Raw genomic sequence first — 17,552 nt, 5'->3', positions numbered from 1 at the left:
GATTTTCAGGGGGACGCACATGACCGACGTGGATGTCGTGGTGATCGGCGCGGGCGCGGCGGGGCTGGCGGCGGCGAAGCGGCTGATCGCCGAAGGGAAATCTGTGCAGGTGCTGGAGGCGATGGACCGGATCGGTGGCCGCGCCTGGACGACGTCGGACTGGTTCGGGATGCCCTTCGACATCGGCTGCGCCTGGCTCCATGCGGGCGACCGCAATCCCTTCCTCGCCGACGCCCACGCCCACGACTGGACGCTGTTCGTGCACGACATGGGCGTCGATCACCTGTACTTCGGCGACCGGCGGGCGAGCGAGGCCGAGATCGCCGAGATGGAGGCGGCGGAGGAGGCGCTCGCCGCCGCCATCGCCGCCCATGACGGGCCGGACGACCGGCTGTCCTCGGTCATCCACGCCTGCCACGCCCTGCGGGCGGCGGCGACGTTCGGCGGGCCGATGGATTTCGCGCAGGACGACGACGAGATCTCGATCGCCGACTTCAACGCCGCGGCCGACCTCGACCCGAACTACTTCACCAAGGAGGGCTTCGGCGCCCTCGTCGCCCGCTGGGGCGCGGACGTGCCGGTGCGGACCGGCTGTCCGGTGCGGGAGGTGGACTGGTCGGGGACCGGGGTGCGCGTCGCGGGCGAGTGGGGCAGCGTCCGGGGCAGGGCGGCGATACTGACCGTCTCGCCCGGCGTGCTGGCGTTCGAGGAAATCCTCTTCACCCCGCGCCTGCCGCCCGCGCATCTGGAAGCCGCGTTCGACCTGCCGATGGGGCTGCTGACGAAGATACCGCTGCGCATCGAAGGAGACCGCTTCGGCCTGCAGGCCTTCGACGACCTGCTGATCGAGCGGCACGCGCGGCACGACGTGTTCTTCCTGTGCTTTCCCTTCGACACCGACCTCATGGTCGGCTTCGTCGGCGGCGACTTCGCCTGGGAGGTGGAGGCGGCGGGCAAGGCGGCGGCGGTGGACTTCGCGACCGACCGGCTGGCGGCGATCTTTGGCTCCGGCGTGCGCAAGGCGGTCACGGCGGGCCACATGACCAACTGGTCGGGCGAGCGCTGGGTGCGCGGCGCCTATGCCGCGGCGCGGCCGGGCAAGGCGGCGGCGCGGGGCGTGCTGGCGCAGTCCATCGGAGAGCGGCTGTGGTGCTCGGGCGAGCATCTGGCGGGCCCGCTGATCCAGACCTGCGGCGGCGCCCGCCTGTCGGGCGAGGCGGTGGCGGGCGAGGTGATGCGCCATCTCGGCCATCCGGCGCGGGTGGTGCTGTAGCGTCAGCCGGCGGGCGGCCGCAGCTTCAGCGAGATCAGGACGAGGCAGACGCCGAGCGAGGCGAAAACCGCCGAGGCGAAGTAGCTCGCCGCGCCGAAGGCGTCGGCCAGAGCGCCGAAGCCGGTCAGCGCCAGCACCGACATGCCCTGCTGCAGCATCATGAAGAACCCCTGCGCCTGCGCCGCGATCCGCTCGGTCGTGTGCTGGTTCACGAAGGCGAGCGAGGCCATCAGCGTCACCCCGAAGGTGATCCCGTGCAGCGCCTGCAGCGGCCACAGCCACGCCACCTCGGGCGCGAAGGCCATCGCGATCCAGCGCAGCACCGCCACCGTCCCGGCGCCGGCCAGCAGCCAACGGGCAGGCGCCATCCGCCGGACGCGGCCCCAGAACAGCATCATCAGCGTCTCGCACACCGCGCCGAAGGCGATCAGCAGCCCGATCGTGCCGAGCGCGATGCCCTGCCGCTCCCACAGCAGCGCCTGGAAGATGTTGAGGATGATGTGCGAGCCGAAGACGACCGACGCGCCGAGGAGCGGCAGGACGAACCAGGGCCGCAGGATCTCCCGCAGCGTGCTCGGCCCGGGGCGGATGTCCTCGCCCGGGGCGGCGCGGAAGCGGGGCAGGGCAAGGGCGGTCAGCGCGCGGGAGAGGGCGAAGGCGAGGAAGACGGGCAGGTAGGCCGCCGTGCCCCACGCCTCTGCCGCGTAGCCGATGATGACGAGCGCGACGAGGTAGCCGACGGTGCCGGCGGCGCGGATCGGCCCGTATTCGGTGCCCCGCCGCTGGGTCATCTTCAGCGTCGCGGCGTCCGAGACCGGCATCGACACGCCGAGGGCGACGCTGGTCGCCGTCCAGACCAGCAGGATCGGCCAGAACCCCTCCACGAGGTACAGGCCGACCGGCACGATCGCCGCGACCCACGCGCAGCCGACGATGATGCCCCGCCAGTCCGACGCCCGGTCGGCGATCCGCCCCACGGCGAGGTTCAGGCATAGGATCACGAAGACCGGCGCCGCGTTGATCCACCCGATCTGCGCCGAGCTCAGCCCCTGCGCCGCCAGCCAGATCGCGCCATAGCCGGTGACCACGCCCATCGTCGACAGGATGGTCGCGTAGTAGAGCGTGGTGCGGGCCTCGGGGCCGAACCGCTCGGCCGGGCTGGTGGCTGTCATCGGGGGCTTTCCGGCAGGCGCGGAGGTCGCGCCGGGCGCCACCCTGTCGGCGCGGGCGGAGAAGGTCAACGTCAGCCGAGGTAGATCTGCCCCTTGGGGTAGGCGACCCGCGGCTGCGCCGCCATCGCGAGGAAGAAGCCGAGCGTCAGCGGCCCGACCCGGCCCACGAACATCACGAAGCAGATCAGGATCTGCCCCGGCGCCGTCAGGTCGTAGGTCGCGCCGCGCGACAGGCCGACGGTGCCGAAGGCGGAGACGACCTCGAACGTCAGGTCGAACATCGACCCCTGCCAGTGGATCGCGATCAGGAAGATCGACAGCGCCACGACGCCCAGCGACACGGTCGTCAGCGCCATCACCTTCATCACCTCGACGAGGCCGAGGGAGCGGCCGAAGATCGCGAATTCCTGCCGCTGCCGGAAGAACGCCCGCGTGGCGAGCAGGAGCACGATCGCCGTCGTGACCTTGATCCCCCCGGCGGTGGAGGTGGAGCCGCCGCCGATGAACATCAGCACCATCATCAGCACGGTCGAGGCGTTGCCCATCGCGCCGATGTCGATGGAGTTGAAGCCCGCGGTGCGGGTCGTCGCCGACTGGAAGAACGCCGCGACCAGCCGGTCGGCGGGGGAGAGGCCGCCGAGCGTCAGCGGGTTGCTCCATTCCAGCAGCGCGATCAGCACGAAGCCGAGGATCAGCAGGAACGCCGTCCCCACCAGCATCAGCTTGGAATGCAGCGACAGCCGCAGCCACGACCGGGCCTGCGCGATGTCGCCGAGGACGACGAAGCCGAGGCCGCCGAGGATGAACATCGCGGCGATGGACAGCGAGACGACCGGGTGCGTGTTGTAGCCCATCAGGCTGTCGGGAAACAGCGCGAAGCCGGCGTTGTTGAAGGCCGAGATGGTGTGGAACAGCGACAGCCACAGGCCGTGCGCCCAGCCGTGGTCGGGCACGAACTCGGTCGCCAGGATCGCCGTGCCCGCCGCCTCGGCCACCAGCGCCACGGTCAGGATCAGCTTGGCCAGCCGCATCAGCCCCTCGAGGCTGGCCGAGCCGAGCTCCTCGGACAGGATCACCCGCTGCGGCATCCCGATGGAGATGCCGAGCGTCAGCAGCAGGAACGCGGCGAAGGTCATCAGGCCGAGGCCGCCGATCTGGATCAGTACCGCGATGACGATCTCGCCGAACAGCGTGAAGGTCGAGGCGGGGTCGACGGTGACGAGGCCGGTCACGGTGACGGCGGAGGTCGAGGTGAAGAAGGCGGTCAGCAGGCTAACGGGCACCTCTTGCGCCACCGGCAGCGACAGCAGGACCGTGCCCATCGCGATGACGGTGAGGTACATCAGCGCCAGCAGGGCCGGCGGGGGCAGCCGGCGCATCGACCGGCGGCTGGCGGCGCGGCCCATGTCAGAGCGTCTCGGCGAAGGCCCGCAGGTTCGATCGCGTGCCGAGGAGGATCAGGCGGTCGTCCTCGCGCAGGGGCGCCGCGCAGTCGCCGGCGCCCAGCCAGTCGGTGCCGCGCATGACGCCGATGGGGCGGACGTCGTGGCGGTTCAGCATCGCGATGTCGGCCAGCGTCTTGCCCTCCAGCGAGTCGGGCACGTCGAAGTTCACGACGTGGAAGCCGTTGCCGATGGCCGCATAGTCACGGATGTACGGATTGTGCAGGATCTGGGCCACGTTGCGGCCCATTTCCTCTTCCGCATGTATGATCCGGTCAACGCCGAGCTTGGCGAGGATGCGGTGGTGGGTCCGGTTCAGCGCCTTGGCCCAGACCACCGGCACGCCGACGAGCTTGAGGTTCATCGCCGTCAGGATCGACGCCTCGAGGTCGGTCGCCATCGAGATGATCGCGGCGTCGCAGTCGCCCACGCCCGCCTCGCGCAGCGCCTGCTCGTCCCGGGAATCGAGGATCAGCGACTGGCTCAGCTGTTCGGCATGGTCGCTCGCGACCTTGCGGTCGATGTCGATGCCGATGACGTCGTTGCCGAACCGCATGAGTTCGGTCGCCACGACCGAGCCGAAGGTGCCGAGGCCGATCACGGCGAAGGTGCGTCTCTTGGCCACGAGGGCCTCCCGGGCGAATCGCAACGGCCGACTAGATAGGTCCGCGGCCGCGAAACGTCACGCGGGTCCTGAGCGGGCAGGGGGCCGGCATGTGCCGACGATGCGTCGGGCGGCCGACCTGCATCACACGCTCTGACAGACGTACTTCATCTCGAGGTAGTCCTCGATCCCGTGGCGCGAGCCCTCGCGGCCCAGCCCCGACTGCTTGACCCCGCCGAAGGGCGCGACCTCGGTCGAGATCAGGCCGGTGTTCACGCCGACGATGCCGTATTCCAGCGCCTCCTGCACCCGCGTCACGCGGGAGAGGTCGCGGGCGTAGAAATAGGCCGCGAGGCCGAAGATCGTGTCGTTGGCCTGCCGGATCACGTCGTCCTCGTCCTCGAACCGGAAGAGCGGGGCGAAGGGGCCGAACGTCTCCTCGGTCGCGACCTTCATCTGCGGCGTGGCACCGGTGACGATGGTGGGCTGGAAGAACTGGCCGCCCAGCTCGTGCACGTCGCCGCCGGTGAGGACCGCGGCGCCCTTGCCGAGGGCGTCCTTCAGGTGCTCCTGCACCTTGTCCACCGCCGCGGGCTCGATCAGCGGGCCGAGGTCGGTGCCGTCCGACAGGCCGTCGCCGACGTGCAGCTTTTCCACCGCCGCCTTCAGCTTCTCCGCGAAGGCGTCGTAGACGCCCGCCTGCACATAGATGCGGTTGGCGCAGACGCAGGTCTGGCCGTTGTTGCGGAACTTGCAAGCGATGGCGCCCTTCACCGCCTCGTCGAGGTCGGCGTCGTCGAACACGATGAACGGCGCGTTACCGCCCAGCTCCATCGAGCATTTCATCACCTGCTCGGCGGCCTGCCTCAGCAGGATGCGCCCCACCTCGGTCGAGCCGGTGAAGGTCAGCTTGCGCACCTTGGGGTTCTCGCAGAACTCCTTGCCCGCCTCGGACGACGAGGTCGTCGTCACCACCGACAGGATGCCCGCCGGCACGCCCGCCTCCTCGGCCAGCTTCGCCATGGCGAGGGCCGACAGCGGCGTCAGCGAGGCGGGCCGCGAGACGAACGCGCAGCCGGCGGCGAGGGCGGGGGCGACCTTGCGGGCGATCATCGCGTTGGGGAAGTTCCAGGGCGTGATCCCGGCCGCGACGCCGATCGGCTGCTTCAGGACGAGGATGCGCTTGTCCTCCATGTGGCCTGGGATCGTCTCGCCGTAGACGCGCTTGGCCTCCTCGCCGAACCACTCGACGAAGCCGGCGCCGTAGGCGACCTCGCCCCGGCTCTCGGCCAGCGGCTTACCCTGCTCGGCGGTCATCAGGATCGCCAGATCCTCCTGATTGGCCATCATCAGGTCGTACCATTTGCGCAGGATCGCGGCGCGCGCCTTGCCGGTCTTCCTGGCCCAGTCCTTCTGCGCGGCGTGGGCGGCGTCGATGGCGCGCGCGATCTCGCCGCGGGACAGGTCGGGGACGTTGGCGATGACGTCGCCGCGGGCGGGATTGCGGACCTCGAAGGTCCTGCCGCTCTCCGCCGTCACCCACTCGCCGCCGAGGAACGCCCGCTCGCACAGCAGGTCGGGGCGGGACAGCATACCCTTAAGGTCGGTGGTCTGGTCGAGCATGGCGGATCTCCCTCAGGCTTTGCCGCCGAACCTAAGCGCCCGCCGCTCCCCGTCCAGCGCCGAACCTCTCCGTCCACGTCGGCAGCGGGTCGTCCGGCGCCGGCGCAGCCAGCCAGACGCCGCGGGCGATGGCGCGGGACAGGCAGACCGCCGCGGCATGGCCGATCGCCCACAGCGCCTCGGCGGGGTGGTCCGTGGCGCCGGTCGAGAGGGCGAAGACGAGGTCGCCGTCGGCGGGCGTATGCGACGGCAGGACGGCGCGGGCGATGCCGTCATGGGCGGCGACGGCGACTCGGCGGGCCTCAGCCTTGGTCAGCCGGGCGTCGGTGGCGACGATGGCGATGACGGTGCTCTGCGCCGGTCCCATCTTGGTCGGCGGCATCGTGGGCGCCGGCCCCGCCGCGCCGAGGCCGCCGAATTCGCCCGCCACCTCGAACGGCGCTGCCCAGAACCGGCCGGCGGTGTCGGTCACCGTCCCGACCGGGTTCGCCACCACCAACGCCCCCACCGTCACGCCCGAGGCCAGCACGCAGGAGGCGGAGCCGAGCCCGCCCTTCAGCGTCGCGCTCGTCGCTCCGGTCCCGGCGCCCGCGGTGCCGAGGGCGAAGTCCGCCTCCGCCGCCTCGAACGCCGCCCGCCCGAGGGCGGGGTAGGGGCTGTCGGTCCAGTCTTTGCGGCCGCCATTCAGCAGGTCGAACACGATCGCCGCCGGGACGATCGGCACCCGCGCCGGCCCGACCGCCACCCCGCGCCCCGCCGCGCGCAGCGCCGCCATCACCCCCTCCGCCGCGCCGAGGCCGAAGGCCGATCCGCCGGAGAGGACCAGCGCGTCCACCTCCTGCACCGTCCGGTCGGGGTCGAGCAGATCGGTCTCCCGCGTGCCCGGCGCCCCGCCCATCACGTGCACCGACGCCACGAACGGCGCGTCGGCGGTGAGCACCGTCACGCCCGACTTCAGCGCGGCATCAGAGGCATTACCGACCCGCAGCCCCGCGACGTCGGTAATCAGGTTCCTCGGCCCCGGTTCCATCCCGCCTGCTCCCCTATCTTGCAGACAAATACTCCGGCCGGACATCGCCGCCCGCGCGCCGCCTCAGATGCAGCGCCCGCCATCCACCTCCAGCGCCGCGCCGGTGATCATCGACGCCTCGTCCGAGCACAGGAACACCGCCGCCGCTCCCATGTCCTGCGGCGTCGAGAACCGCCCCAGCGGGATCGTCCTGAGGAACCGCTCGCGGTTCTCCGGCGTGTCGCCGCCCATGAACGACGCCAGCAGCGGCGTCTCGCCCGCCACGGGGCAGAGCGCGTTGACCCGCACGCCCGCCGGCGCCAGCTCCACCGCCATCGTCTTCGTCGCGGTGATCATCCAGCCCTTGGAGGCGTTGTACCAGTTGAGGCCCGGCCGCGGCGACAGGCCGGCGGTGGACGCGATGTTGAGGATCGCGCCGGCCCCCCGCGCCTTCATCGCCGGCACGAAATGGCGGGCGGTCAGGTAGACCGACTTGGCGTTCACCCGCAGCACGCGGTCGAAGTCGTCCTCGCTCACCTCCTCCAGCGGCTGGGGCAAATGAGTGATGCCGGCGTTGTTGACGAGAATATCGACGTCGCCCAGCCGGTCCGACGCCTCGAAGGCGAGCCGCGCGACGGACGCGTCCTCGCCGACGTCGGTCTCGGTCCAGTGGCCGCCGATCCCGTCGGCGACCGTCCGGGCGGCGCCCCCGTTCAGGTCGGCGATCAGCACCGTCGCGCCCTCGGCCGCGAAGGCGCGGGCGATGCCGGCGCCGAAGCCCGAGCCGCCGCCGGTGACGATCGCGGTCCTGCCGTCCAGTCTCATGCGCCCGACCCTAGCCCGCGCGCCCGCCGCCTGTCACGGCTCCCGCGCCTTGCGCCCCGGCGGGCGGGCGCTACCACTTGGCGCCGGACAACACCCGAAGGATACTTGCCATGGCCGACACCTACACGCCCCCCGCCGTCTGGACCTGGGACAAGGAGAACGGCGGCCAATTCGCCTCGACCAACCGCCCCGTCGCCGGGCCGACCCACGACAAGGAGCTGCCGGTCGGCGAGCATCCGTTCCAGCTGTACTCGCTGGCGACGCCGAACGGGGTGAAGGTCACCGTGATGTTCGAGGAGCTGCTGGAGGCCGGGCACGACGCCGAGTACGACGCCTGGCTGATCGACATCGGCAAGGGCGACCAGTTCGGCTCGGGCTTCGTGGAGGTGAACCCGAACTCCAAGATCCCCGCGATGATGGACCGCTCGGGGCCGGAGCCGGTCCGCGTGTTCGAGAGCGCGTCGATCCTGGTGCACCTGGCCGAGCGGTTCGGCGCCTTTCTGCCCGCCTCCGGCCCGGCGCGGACCGAGGTGCTGAACTGGCTGTTCTGGCTGCAGGGCTCCGCGCCCTACCTCGGCGGCGGCTTCGGGCACTTCTACGCCTACGCGCCCGAGAAGTTCGAATACCCGATCAACCGCTTCGCGATGGAGGCCAAGCGCCAGCTCGACGTGCTCGACCGGGAGCTGAAGGACCGCCGCTACCTCGCCGGCGACGAGTACACGATCGCCGACATGGCGACGTGGCCGTGGTACGGCAGCCTGGTCCTCGGACGGACCTACAACGCGGCCGAGTTCCTGTCGGTGCACGAGTACGGGAACGTCCTGCGCTGGGCGAAGGAAATCGACGCCCGGCCGGCCGTGCAGCGCGGCAGGATGGTCAATCGCCAATGGGGCGAGCCGTCCGAGCAGCTGCGCGAGCGGCACGCGGCGTCAGACTTCCAGACCGCGACCGCGGACAAGACCGGCTCGGCCAGCTGACGCACATCGCACCTCGCCGCCGCCGCGACACGGTGGCGGCGGCACCTCGCCGGTACGGATGTCGTCGCCTTTCGGGAACCGGGCCCATGTGTTAACGCTTGTCGTCGAACGTACAGACTTCATTCAGGCTGCCGCCCCATGTTCCATAAATTGCTCCCGGCCTCGCGCCGGGTCCGCCTCTCGCTCATCGCGCTCGCCGTGCCGCTGCTGGCCGCGTGCGGCGCCGCCCCGGTCTCGAACGCGCCCGTCGCCGAAGAGACGGTGAACGGGATCCCCTTCAGCCAGATCGTCGATGGTTACGGCGTCCTGCAGGACGGCGAATTCCGCCTGCCGCCGGTGCCACCGGAATACCTTGAAGGGGTGAACCGCCGCGCCGTCGTGCAGTATCCGGGCACCCAGCCGCCGGGCACGATCGAGATCGATCCCCACGCCAAGTTCCTGTACTGGGTGCAGCCCGGCGGGCAGGCGATCCGCTACCCGATCGCGGTCGGCCGCGAGGGCCTCGGGATGTCGGGCACGACGACGATCCAGCGCAAGGCCGAGTGGCCGGGCTGGACGCCCACGGCCAACATGCTGCGGCGCGAGCCCGACGTGTACGGCCCGTTCCGGAACGGCATACCGGGCGGCCTGTCCTCGCCCCTCGGCGCGCGGGCGCTGTACCTGTACCGCGGCGGGCGCGACACGTTCTACCGCATCCACGGCACCAACGACATGAGCTCGATCGGGAACTCCGGGTCGGCCGGGTGCATCCGCATGTTCAACCACGACGTGATCGACCTGTACGAGCGGGTGCCGAACGGCACCACCGTCGTCGTGCGCACCTACGAGGAGTCGGTGCGGATCGAGGGAGAGGCGCTGGCCAACCGCGGCCGCACGCTGCCGCCGGTCCGCCTGAACCCCGAGGACGTGTACGCCGCGGTGGCCCAGCAGAACGCCCGCCACGGCGACATCTTCGACGGCGTCGTGGAGGGCGAGCCGATCGGCGCGACCCCCGTCGCGGGGACGCTGCCCGCGGCCCAGCCGGCGATCGCCAGCCCGTTCGCCAGCCAGTAACCGGACCTTCGGCGAGGTCCCGAGCCGCCCGCGCCCCCCCCCGCGCGGGCGGTTCGCACATTCAGGGGAGCCGGACGACGAAATCCTTGAGCGTCGTCTCCACCACCTCCCACACACCCGAGAAACCCGGCCGCAGCACCGCCGCGTCGCCCGGGCCCAGCCGCAGGGCCGAGCCGTCGTCGCCGGTGACGACCGACCGCCCTTCGCGCAGGATGCAGTATTCCCACTCGTCATAGACCACCCGCCACGCGCCGGGGGTGGACCGCCAGACACCGGCATAGAGGCCGCCGCCCTCGTCCAGCGTCCATGTCGTGTGAACCGGGTCACCGGAGATCACGCGGGACCGGTCGGGCCGCGACGTCTCGGGCTCGGCGGCTTCGGTGGTCAGGGGCAGGAGGCGGTCGGTCATCGGCGGGTCCTCTGAAGTCGGCGCGCCGTCAGGATGGCCCCTGCCCACGCGCTCGGCAACGGCCGCGACCCCGGTCGGGAATTCCCCACCGCCGGCCAGATTCGGCCTTAACGCCCTTTGCAGACTGGCCTACGGTCCCCCATGTTCGAGACAGGCGATTTCCGCGAGGGAGCGATTTCAAGATGGCCGACCTAGATGCCCAGATCCGCGAGAGCCAGACCCAGGTGGCGGAGGCGCAGTCCAAGATCGCCGAGCTGACCAGCCGGATCGAGACGGCGCGCACCAAGATGGCGCAGGGCACCGACGTGACGATCGACATCGAGAACGCGTCGCTCGACGAGGTGCACCAGCATACCGACCTCATGAACGCGAACATCGCCGAGCTGATCATGGGCCTCGACGACGTGACCGCCGGCTTCAGCCGCGACTTCGACGAGATGCGGTCCAAGACCGGCCTCGAGAGCTTCATCGGCATCTTCAGCCAGGCCAAGGCCGACTCGATGCGGCAGGAGCGGATGCGCACCGCCAGCATCGACGACAAGCTGCAGGATCTGATCAGCAAGTCCGACATCATCGTGAAGCTGCTGGAGAACCAGCTCGCCCTCCTGAACGAGCAGAAGGAGCGGGTGGAGACGAACCTGCAGTCGACGCTGGTGGACCGCGAGAGCACGGTCGGCGAGCTGGAGGCGGTCCGGGCCGAGATCACCGCGATGGATCCGCGCATCATCGAGCTGGAGAACAGGATCAGCGTCGAGCAGGACGCAGCCGCGCGGACCAAGCTGGAGACCCAGCTCGCCGAGCTGAATGCCGACTACAACGAGAAGGTGCAGGCCGAGCAGGTGATGCTGGCCAAGAGCCAGACGCTCGAGCGCTACATCGAGAAGGGCAAGACCTGGATCGACAGCCTGCAGAACCAGGCGGCGACGCAGATGGTCCTGATCAACAAGCTGAAGACCGACACCCAGCAGCGGGTGGTCCTGTACGACGCGCTGTCGAAGTCGCTGAAGACCGCGCAGCAGCAGGACGTGGCGCACCGGATCAACGAGATCGGTGTCAAGACCGACCAGGAGGCGCAGACCGCGATGGCCGCGATCGGCAGCGCCACCAACACCCGCATGGCCGAGATGATGGAGGCGCACGAGGACCACATGGTCTTCGCCCGCGAGGTGCTGGAGGCCAAGGCCAAGGCGGACGAGCGCTTCGCCCGTCGGTTCCAGAAGATCGTCGAGAAGCACGACGCCAACGCCTACGGCACGGGCGACGTCGGATCGTCGTGAGCGCGGTGGTCACGCGCCGCGATTTCCAAGCGGAAATCGTGCCCGGAAATCGCGTGATTTCCGGAACGGAAGCTGCGCAGTTTCCGCCCGCGAAACCTGCGCAGATTTCGCTGTCCGAGGATTGAGACGTGCCCGCCGAGATCCGCCCGCTCGACCACTTCCAGCTCGAGGATACCCGCGTCACCCGCCGGTACTTCGAGAAGTTCCGCGCGATCACCGGCCATCTCGGCCGCGTCGCGGGGCGGATGGAGGCCGAGCGGCGCTTCACCCGTGAGGAGGTCGCCGCGGTCGCGCGCTACCTGATCGGCCTGAACCTCACCTTCCGGGCGCTGGCGCACAAGTACCACTTCTCGGGCCGCTGGGCGCATGCCGGCAAGCTGACCTTCGACCGGATCGAGAGCGGGTTTCCCGTGTTGTCCGAGATCCTCGTCCTCGCCAACGACACGCTGCAGGCCGAGAGCCACCTGCGCGCCATGCCCTCGGTGGAGAAGCTGAAGGACGACATGGTCCGCACCATCGTCGGCGAGCGGCAGATCCCGACCAAGCTGCAGTTCGCCCTGTCCCAGCGCCTGTACTACGAGGAGCTGGTGAAGGGCGGCCTGTTCCTCGCCCGGAACGATCCGACGGCCGAATGGCTGGGCAACGACGGGGCCGGTGGCGTGGAGCGGCGGCGGTTCCTGATCACCTGGGCGGTCTGGGACGGGCAGGTGAACCTGCCCGAGATCTACCTGATGGAGGTCGAGGATACCGGCCGCGTCGGCCTGCCCAAGGACGAGAGGCGCTGGCCCGAGGTCCAGGCGCACCTGATGGCGCAGGCCGTGGGCGGGCTGAAGCTGCTGACCATCGCCAAGGGCTTCGACGAGGATTTCGACGACCTGCACCCCAAGAAGCTGCGCCGCATCCATATCGGCCCGATGTATTCCCACGCCTTCACCCGTCAGGAGGGGCCGATCCGCGAGGTGCTCGCGGCCGCGCGGGCGCCGGAGGGCGAGGACTGGGCGCTCGTCTGGACGGACGAGGAGCTGGTGTCGGAACGGGTGGAGCAGGCGCGCTCGGGCTGGTTCGGCACCGTGGAGCGACAGATCTTCGCGCTCGACCCCTTCGCGGGCCGCGGCGCCGACACCGGCGCGACCTCGATGGAGCGGGCGGTGATCCTGCCCGAGCGGCCGTTCCAGGCGCTGGCGGGGCTGAACCCGCCCGGCTTTCGCGACGTGCGCAAGTTCGTCGTGGCGCCCTCGGGACGCGTGGTGAGTTACCGGTGAGGGGCGCGCTGGCCCTTCCCCTGGCGCTCGCCGGGTGCGTCGGCGTCGTCCAGCCGACCGCGCCCGAAGTCGCGGCCCGCGCCGACGAGGGCTACGCCGCCGTCGCGACGTGGCTGCAGACCCGGGCCTTCCAGCCGCTCGACCCCGCCTTCGGCGGCCCTCGGTCCGCGCCGGATGCCGCCTGCATCGAGAAGGCCCGCGGCGGCGCCCTCTTCGGCGTCGACGTCGTGCGCGTCTGCGAGGGCGCAAACGGCGAGGCGCTCGTCTGGCGGATGCAGACCCACGGCCGGCCGTGGCAGCGGGTCGTCGTTTCGGAGACGGTGCAATGAGCCACGAGGAAAAGAGGCCCCGATGAGCCAGACCTCCGACCTGATGGAACTGCGCGAGGAGGACGTGCGCAAGCACTACCCCGCCGCGCTCGCCATGCTGGAGGGGTTCGACCACGCGCCCCGGATCGCCAAGGGCGGGGCGGCGCCGGTGGCGGAGCGTTCGCCCGGGATCGGCACGCGGCGGACGTTCCGGTCGACGACGCCGGGCCTCGTCACCCGGCGGCAGGTGCGGACCGAGGGCGTGCGCGTGCTGGAGCGGATCGAGGCGGTGGAGGGCTCGGACGGCCTCGTCACTCCGACGCTGGCCGCGGTGCAGACCGGGCTGCGCCGGGCGCTGGCCATCGCGCTCGCCATCGGCGAGGCGTTCTCGGAGCGGACGGGCCTGTCGGATCTGAAGCGCGCCAACCTCGAGGGGCGGCTGCCGGGCGACAGGCAGACCGAGTTCTCCGAACTGCTGACCGCCGAGGCGCTCGCCGTCCTCCACACCTTCGCCAACGCCGCCGCGTTCCTGCTGTCCGCCCATGGCGGCGAAGAGGTGGAGATCGGCGAGGTCGAGGAGGTGCTGACCGACAATGCCCAGCTCGCCCTGCACGGCGCGCTGTGGGAGCTGGACAAGGATCTCGCGGCCTTCGGCACGACCGAGCCGCGGATGGCGGCGACCGTCCTCGCCTTCGCCGAGGCGCTGATGGGCCGCGTCGCGGCCCGCGCCTCCACCGCCGGGCGGCTGGCGCCGTTCACCGGGGCGGCGTGGAAAGTCGAGGCGGACGGGCTGACGATCCGCGGCTTCGAGCCGGCGACGAAGGGCAAGGGCAGCACGCTGACCATGACCTTCAAGAAGCCGCACGAGGTCGTCGGCAACCACATCGCCAAGTACCAGGCGATGCGCCTCGCCAAGATGCTGATGGCCTACGATTTCGAGCGCCGGCTGAACCCCTTCGCCGAGCTCGGCGGCTTCATCTTCACCTTCATGGGCGACGGCGCACCGGGCACCGGCAAGACGACGCTGATCCAGATGATGGCCGGCCTGATCCACGGCTATTGCGAGAACGCGGGCTACCCGTTCCGCTACCAGAACCTGTCCACCGACAACATCGACAGCTACCAGGGCAAGTCCGGTCAGAACGCCCGCGCCTTCATCGACAACGTCATGGACCCGACCGTCATCGGCTTCGGCACCGTGGACGACATCGACATGCTCGCCGGCAAGCGCGGCGACCGGCAGTCGAGCGCGGGCCAGCTGGAGATCACCGCCGTCCTGATGGACGCCTTCGCCGGCGCCAACACGGTGGTGCGCGGCAACTGCACGTTCGGGATGTTCTCCAACTACCCCGAGAACGTGGACGACGCCCTGCGCCAGCGCGCGGGGGGGCGGTTCCTGGTGGACGGGCCGCAGACCCGCGCGGACTACATCGACATCCTGGCGCTCCTGATGGGGAAGAACCATGCGATCCCGGTCGGCGATCACGAGCTGTTCGCCGCCCAACAGATCGAGAAGGCGGTCGCGGCCTCGTTCGAGAGCCACAACCGCCCCCACGAGGAGGGGCTGGTGAAGGTGTTCGAAAAGGTGGCGCAGGAGGTCGGCCCGCTCGACACGATCGCCAAGCTGGGCACGTACCTGAAGGGGATCCAGGAGGCGGACAGGCGCTTCACCGGCCGCGCGATCAAGAACATCACCGACGCGATCAAGGTCCGGGCGATGGACTTCGAGCTGCCGGACGAGTGGATGGAGAAGCCCGACCTCTTCCTCTTCAAGGACTACGACACAAAGAAGGCCATGATCGCCGACCTGCGGGTGCCGATCACGACCGAGATGGTGATCCAGGAGATCAACCGCTACGCCGACAGCGAATTCCGCTACGCCGACAAGTCGGACGAGGAGGCCATCGCCCGGATGGTTCGCGAGTACGGGCTGACGGAAGAGGCGAAGCGGCGGTACCTGGCGCAGAGGGGGCGCGAACGTTGAGGGCGGTCCGCATCCTCCACGTCCCGACGCGGGACCTGGAACCGTCGGGGCCCCGGCTCGGGGGCCGGGGCGGGTTTTCTTGGCGGGCCGGTCGCCCCCGGCGCAATCCCGTCCCGGGCCGGCTCGGGGGCCGGGGCGGGTTTTCATGGCCGGCGGGTCGCCCCCGGCGCAATCCCGTCCCGGGCCTGACCCGGGACCTCGCGGTCCCGGGCGCGAGCCTCTCGGGATGGACGCACGCGACCGCCGCCGCGGACGGTGGGTTTCACCCACCCTACATCCATGGCTGACGCCTTCGCCTCCGGCCTCATCTGGCCCGCGGTGGCGCTGGCCTTCACCGGCTGGCTGGTGCCCAAGCTGCTCAGCCTCGTCTGGCCCGAGGGGGTGCGGCCGCTGTTCATCCTCGCCTTCGTGGCCACGCTGATCATGCTGGCCCTCGGCATGGTCTACTTCATCGCGCTCTATGTCTGGCAGGGCGTGCCCTTCGCGATGCTGTTCGAGGAGGGGACGGCGGCAGGCGTCTTCCACTTCCTGCGACTCGGCCTGATCTCGGCGCTGATCTGGGCGCCGATCATGCTCCTGTCGATCGCGGGCATCCCCCGGACCTGGACGAAGGAGACCTGGTGATGGCGACGGGCCTGGGCCTGCTGGTCGAGAAGGGGCTGATGTTCGGCAACCTGGTGCGCATCGACAGCCCCGTGCTGGTCGAGCGCTACCGCCGGGCGATGCAGCACCTCACGGGTCGGATCACCGCGCTCGACGAGTTCCACATCGACATCTCCGGCTTCTCGCCCGAGATCGGGGACGAGCTGGGGGACGACCTCTACCTCAATCCGGGCGGCGTGAACCGGCAGTTCATCCTGCTGACGACCGAGCAGCAGTCCGCGCCGCTCCTGAACGCGCAGTTCTCCACCTCACGGGGCATCCTGCGGCAGTTCATCGAAGGCAACGAGGCGCAGCTGTTCGGGCTGACCGCCCGCGACGCGGTGGCGGGCGAGCTGGCGGACACCGTGTTCCGCGTCGCCCGCCCCGCCGACCTGTTCAAGATCGGCCGGATCACGGTGGAGGCGGACACCGCCGCCGGCACGGTCGCCAGCGCCCGGCAGCTCGAGGAGCGCATCGCCCGTTTCCGCCGCGAGCCGGACGCCTGGTGGGATGACGTGCTGATCGCCGAGATGATCTCGCTCGCAGGCGAGACCGGAGACCTGACGCGCAACCCGGTGACGCTGGAGCGGATGACGTTCGAGCAGGAGAACTTCTGGACCGCGCATTTCGGCGGCCTGTACCTGTTCCGCAAGGCGCAGCGGCCCTTCGCGGTCACGCCCGGCGACGCCGAGGCGCTGGGCGAGCTGCCGCTCGGCCGCGCGATGGGCTTCGAGGACCGGACGCGGATCGCCCGGACGCTGATCGAGAACCAGCTGGTCGAGGGGATCGTCGACGCCCGCGGCATCGACGCGGCCGCTATCCTGCAGCAGAAGATGGACTTCATCGTCGCCGAGGTCGCCGCCGCCTCGGGCGAGGACCTGACCGGCGCCACCCGGCGCGACCTGCGCGCCTGGGCGCGGCGGCACGCGGGCACGTTGCCCGAGGAATGGCAGGGCCTCGCCGCGCTCGCGCGCTGGGCCGGGGCGGATGGCGCGTGGCCCACGATCACGTCCGAGCATCCGGCCTACTTCTACACCCTCCGCGGGGCCGCGGGGCCGGACCGCGACCTGGTGAACATGCTGCTGGCCGAGCTGGCGCCGCTCGACGTGCGGCAGCTCTTCATCTGCCACAAGGAGGCGTTCTACCGCGCCTATGCCGGCTGGCCCGCCGGCAAGCAGACCTATGTGGCGCAGTTCCTGCAGAACGAATACATGATGGACAAGGCCGGCACCCGCCGCGCCCTCTTCGGCGCCGAGCCGGGGATGGACGATCCAGGCGACGGGCGCGGCGACCGGCTGCGCGCCGGCGCGGGCGGGGCCGCCCCCTCGCCGTGGGGCGGGACGCCGGCCGGACGACAGGACGACCTCGCCGCCCGGATCTCCGCCGTGGGGCCGTGGGGCGCGATAGGGAGGCGGTAGATGTTCGCTCTGGTCCGGCTCTTCGCGCTCGGCCTCGTCGTGCTGTCGGTGATCTACGTCTCGGTCTCGCTGTGGTCGCGCGCTCGCCGGCGCGAGACGCTGGAGCTGCTCTGGGAGGAGCGCGGCCGCATCGGCGACCGCGACAGTTTCGTCAAGGCGGGCATGGTCGAGTACGACCGGTCGTTGAAGAAGCGCCTGATCCTCGGCATCTACGTGGTGCCGGCCGTGGTGGTCGCCGGGATCATCTATCTCGTGAACTACTACTGAGGAGTGC

Annotated in this window: 18 protein-coding genes; 11 read left to right on the top strand and 7 right to left on the bottom strand. The window is 70.5% G+C overall.

Going from position 1 to position 17,552, the window contains the following annotated elements; translation table 11 throughout:
• Window positions 1-19: 19 nt before the first annotated feature.
• Complete coding sequence (locus A37W_RS0104545; RefSeq protein WP_018301840.1) at window positions 20-1,273, top strand: flavin monoamine oxidase family protein; 1,254 nt, start codon at window positions 20-22, stop codon at window positions 1,271-1,273.
• Between the two features lie 2 nt (window positions 1,274-1,275).
• Here A37W_RS0104545 and A37W_RS0104540 read toward each other — a convergent pair whose 3' ends face one another.
• The 6 genes from A37W_RS0104540 to A37W_RS0104515 all read right to left on the bottom strand — a co-directional run bounded on the left by A37W_RS0104540 (window position 1,276) and on the right by A37W_RS0104515 (window position 7,948).
• Entirely contained in the window at window positions 1,276-2,445 is a 1,170-nt protein-coding gene (locus tag A37W_RS0104540) for an MFS transporter (protein ID WP_018301839.1), read from the bottom strand.
• A gap of 71 nt (window positions 2,446-2,516) precedes the next feature.
• Window positions 2,517-3,851: a TrkH family potassium uptake protein gene (locus A37W_RS0104535; RefSeq protein ID WP_018301838.1), complete on the bottom strand. Its 1,335-nt coding sequence runs from the start codon at window positions 3,849-3,851 to the stop codon at window positions 2,517-2,519.
• 1 nt (window position 3,852) lies between these two features.
• Window positions 3,853-4,512: a potassium channel family protein gene (locus tag A37W_RS0104530; protein WP_018301837.1), complete on the bottom strand. Its 660-nt coding sequence runs from the start codon at window positions 4,510-4,512 to the stop codon at window positions 3,853-3,855.
• 123 nt (window positions 4,513-4,635) lie between these two features.
• A complete protein-coding gene (locus tag A37W_RS0104525) occupies window positions 4,636-6,114 on the bottom strand; it encodes an NAD-dependent succinate-semialdehyde dehydrogenase (protein WP_018301836.1) in 1,479 nt (492 codons plus the stop codon).
• Window positions 6,115-6,145: 31 nt separating this feature from the next.
• Entirely contained in the window at window positions 6,146-7,144 is a 999-nt protein-coding gene (locus A37W_RS0104520; RefSeq protein WP_018301835.1) for a P1 family peptidase, read from the bottom strand.
• Window positions 7,145-7,207: 63 nt separating this feature from the next.
• Window positions 7,208-7,948: a glucose 1-dehydrogenase gene (locus tag A37W_RS0104515; RefSeq protein WP_018301834.1), complete on the bottom strand. Its 741-nt coding sequence runs from the start codon at window positions 7,946-7,948 to the stop codon at window positions 7,208-7,210.
• A gap of 110 nt (window positions 7,949-8,058) precedes the next feature.
• Between A37W_RS0104515 and yghU the strand changes: the two genes are divergently transcribed.
• Both yghU and A37W_RS0104505 read left to right on the top strand, forming a co-directional pair.
• Complete coding sequence (yghU, locus tag A37W_RS0104510; protein ID WP_018301833.1) at window positions 8,059-8,925, top strand: glutathione-dependent disulfide-bond oxidoreductase; 867 nt, start codon at window positions 8,059-8,061, stop codon at window positions 8,923-8,925.
• Window positions 8,926-9,063: 138 nt separating this feature from the next.
• Complete coding sequence (locus A37W_RS0104505) at window positions 9,064-9,978, top strand: L,D-transpeptidase (RefSeq protein WP_040753480.1); 915 nt, start codon at window positions 9,064-9,066, stop codon at window positions 9,976-9,978.
• A 61-nt stretch (window positions 9,979-10,039) separates the two neighbouring features.
• On the opposite strand, the gene A37W_RS0104500 is transcribed toward A37W_RS0104505, so the two are convergent.
• Window positions 10,040-10,387, bottom strand: coding sequence for a cupin domain-containing protein (locus A37W_RS0104500; protein WP_018301831.1), 348 nt, complete (start codon window positions 10,385-10,387; stop codon window positions 10,040-10,042).
• Between the two features lie 182 nt (window positions 10,388-10,569).
• Here A37W_RS0104500 and A37W_RS0104495 point away from each other — a divergent pair, with 182 nt between their 5' ends.
• The 8 genes from A37W_RS0104495 (at window position 10,570) to A37W_RS0104465 (ending at window position 17,545) form a co-directional block, all read left to right on the top strand.
• Window positions 10,570-11,664, top strand: coding sequence for a coiled-coil domain-containing protein (locus A37W_RS0104495; RefSeq protein WP_018301830.1), 1,095 nt, complete (start codon window positions 10,570-10,572; stop codon window positions 11,662-11,664).
• Window positions 11,661-11,789, top strand: a complete 129-nt coding sequence (locus tag A37W_RS24505) for a hypothetical protein (protein ID WP_268237587.1) — start codon at window positions 11,661-11,663, stop codon at window positions 11,787-11,789. Before A37W_RS0104495 ends, A37W_RS24505 begins: the two co-directional genes overlap by 4 nt.
• Window positions 11,790-11,792: 3 nt before the next feature.
• Window positions 11,793-12,926 carry a hypothetical protein gene (locus A37W_RS0104490; protein WP_018301829.1) on the top strand — a complete coding sequence of 378 codons (1,134 nt, stop codon included), beginning with the start codon at window positions 11,793-11,795 and terminating at the stop codon, window positions 12,924-12,926.
• Complete coding sequence (locus A37W_RS0104485) at window positions 12,923-13,255, top strand: hypothetical protein (RefSeq protein ID WP_018301828.1); 333 nt, start codon at window positions 12,923-12,925, stop codon at window positions 13,253-13,255. Before A37W_RS0104490 ends, A37W_RS0104485 begins: the two co-directional genes overlap by 4 nt.
• Window positions 13,256-13,277: 22 nt before the next feature.
• Window positions 13,278-15,218, top strand: coding sequence for an AAA family ATPase (locus tag A37W_RS0104480; protein WP_018301827.1), 1,941 nt, complete (start codon window positions 13,278-13,280; stop codon window positions 15,216-15,218).
• Between the two features lie 279 nt (window positions 15,219-15,497).
• A complete protein-coding gene (locus tag A37W_RS0104475) occupies window positions 15,498-15,842 on the top strand; it encodes a hypothetical protein (RefSeq protein ID WP_018301826.1) in 345 nt (114 codons plus the stop codon).
• 11 nt (window positions 15,843-15,853) lie between these two features.
• Entirely contained in the window at window positions 15,854-17,278 is a 1,425-nt protein-coding gene (locus A37W_RS0104470; protein ID WP_157236465.1) for a DUF6638 family protein, read from the top strand.
• Window positions 17,279-17,545: a hypothetical protein gene (locus A37W_RS0104465; RefSeq protein WP_018301824.1), complete on the top strand. Its 267-nt coding sequence runs from the start codon at window positions 17,279-17,281 to the stop codon at window positions 17,543-17,545.
• The last annotated feature ends 7 nt before the right edge of the window (window positions 17,546-17,552 follow it).

Origin of the sequence: Wenxinia marina DSM 24838 (genome assembly GCF_000379485.1) — a bacterium.
In the GTDB taxonomy this organism is placed as follows: Bacteria; Pseudomonadota; Alphaproteobacteria; order Rhodobacterales; family Rhodobacteraceae; genus Wenxinia; species Wenxinia marina.
Note: the sequence above shows the minus strand (reverse complement) of the source record. Positions and strands in the feature narration are given on the sequence as shown.

Bases quoted from the DNA above. Each gene is read 5' to 3' on its own strand.
- A37W_RS0104545 (WP_018301840.1), top strand. From the start codon at position 20: ATGACCGACGTGGATGTCGTGGTGATCGGCGCGGGCGCGGCGGGGCTG.
- A37W_RS0104540 (WP_018301839.1), bottom strand. From the start codon at position 2,445: ATGACAGCCACCAGCCCGGCCGAGCGGTTCGGCCCCGAGGCCCGCACC.
- A37W_RS0104535 (WP_018301838.1), bottom strand. From the start codon at position 3,851: ATGGGCCGCGCCGCCAGCCGCCGGTCGATGCGCCGGCTGCCCCCGCCG.
- A37W_RS0104525 (WP_018301836.1), bottom strand. From the start codon at position 6,114: ATGCTCGACCAGACCACCGACCTTAAGGGTATGCTGTCCCGCCCCGAC.
- A37W_RS0104520 (WP_018301835.1), bottom strand. From the start codon at position 7,144: ATGGAACCGGGGCCGAGGAACCTGATTACCGACGTCGCGGGGCTGCGG.
- A37W_RS0104515 (WP_018301834.1), bottom strand. From the start codon at position 7,948: ATGAGACTGGACGGCAGGACCGCGATCGTCACCGGCGGCGGCTCGGGC.
- yghU (WP_018301833.1), top strand. From the start codon at position 8,059: ATGGCCGACACCTACACGCCCCCCGCCGTCTGGACCTGGGACAAGGAG.
- A37W_RS0104505 (WP_040753480.1), top strand. From the start codon at position 9,064: ATGTTCCATAAATTGCTCCCGGCCTCGCGCCGGGTCCGCCTCTCGCTC.
- A37W_RS0104500 (WP_018301831.1), bottom strand. From the start codon at position 10,387: ATGACCGACCGCCTCCTGCCCCTGACCACCGAAGCCGCCGAGCCCGAG.
- A37W_RS0104495 (WP_018301830.1), top strand. From the start codon at position 10,570: ATGGCCGACCTAGATGCCCAGATCCGCGAGAGCCAGACCCAGGTGGCG.
- A37W_RS0104480 (WP_018301827.1), top strand. From the start codon at position 13,278: ATGAGCCAGACCTCCGACCTGATGGAACTGCGCGAGGAGGACGTGCGC.
- A37W_RS0104475 (WP_018301826.1), top strand. From the start codon at position 15,498: ATGGCTGACGCCTTCGCCTCCGGCCTCATCTGGCCCGCGGTGGCGCTG.
- A37W_RS0104465 (WP_018301824.1), top strand. From the start codon at position 17,279: ATGTTCGCTCTGGTCCGGCTCTTCGCGCTCGGCCTCGTCGTGCTGTCG.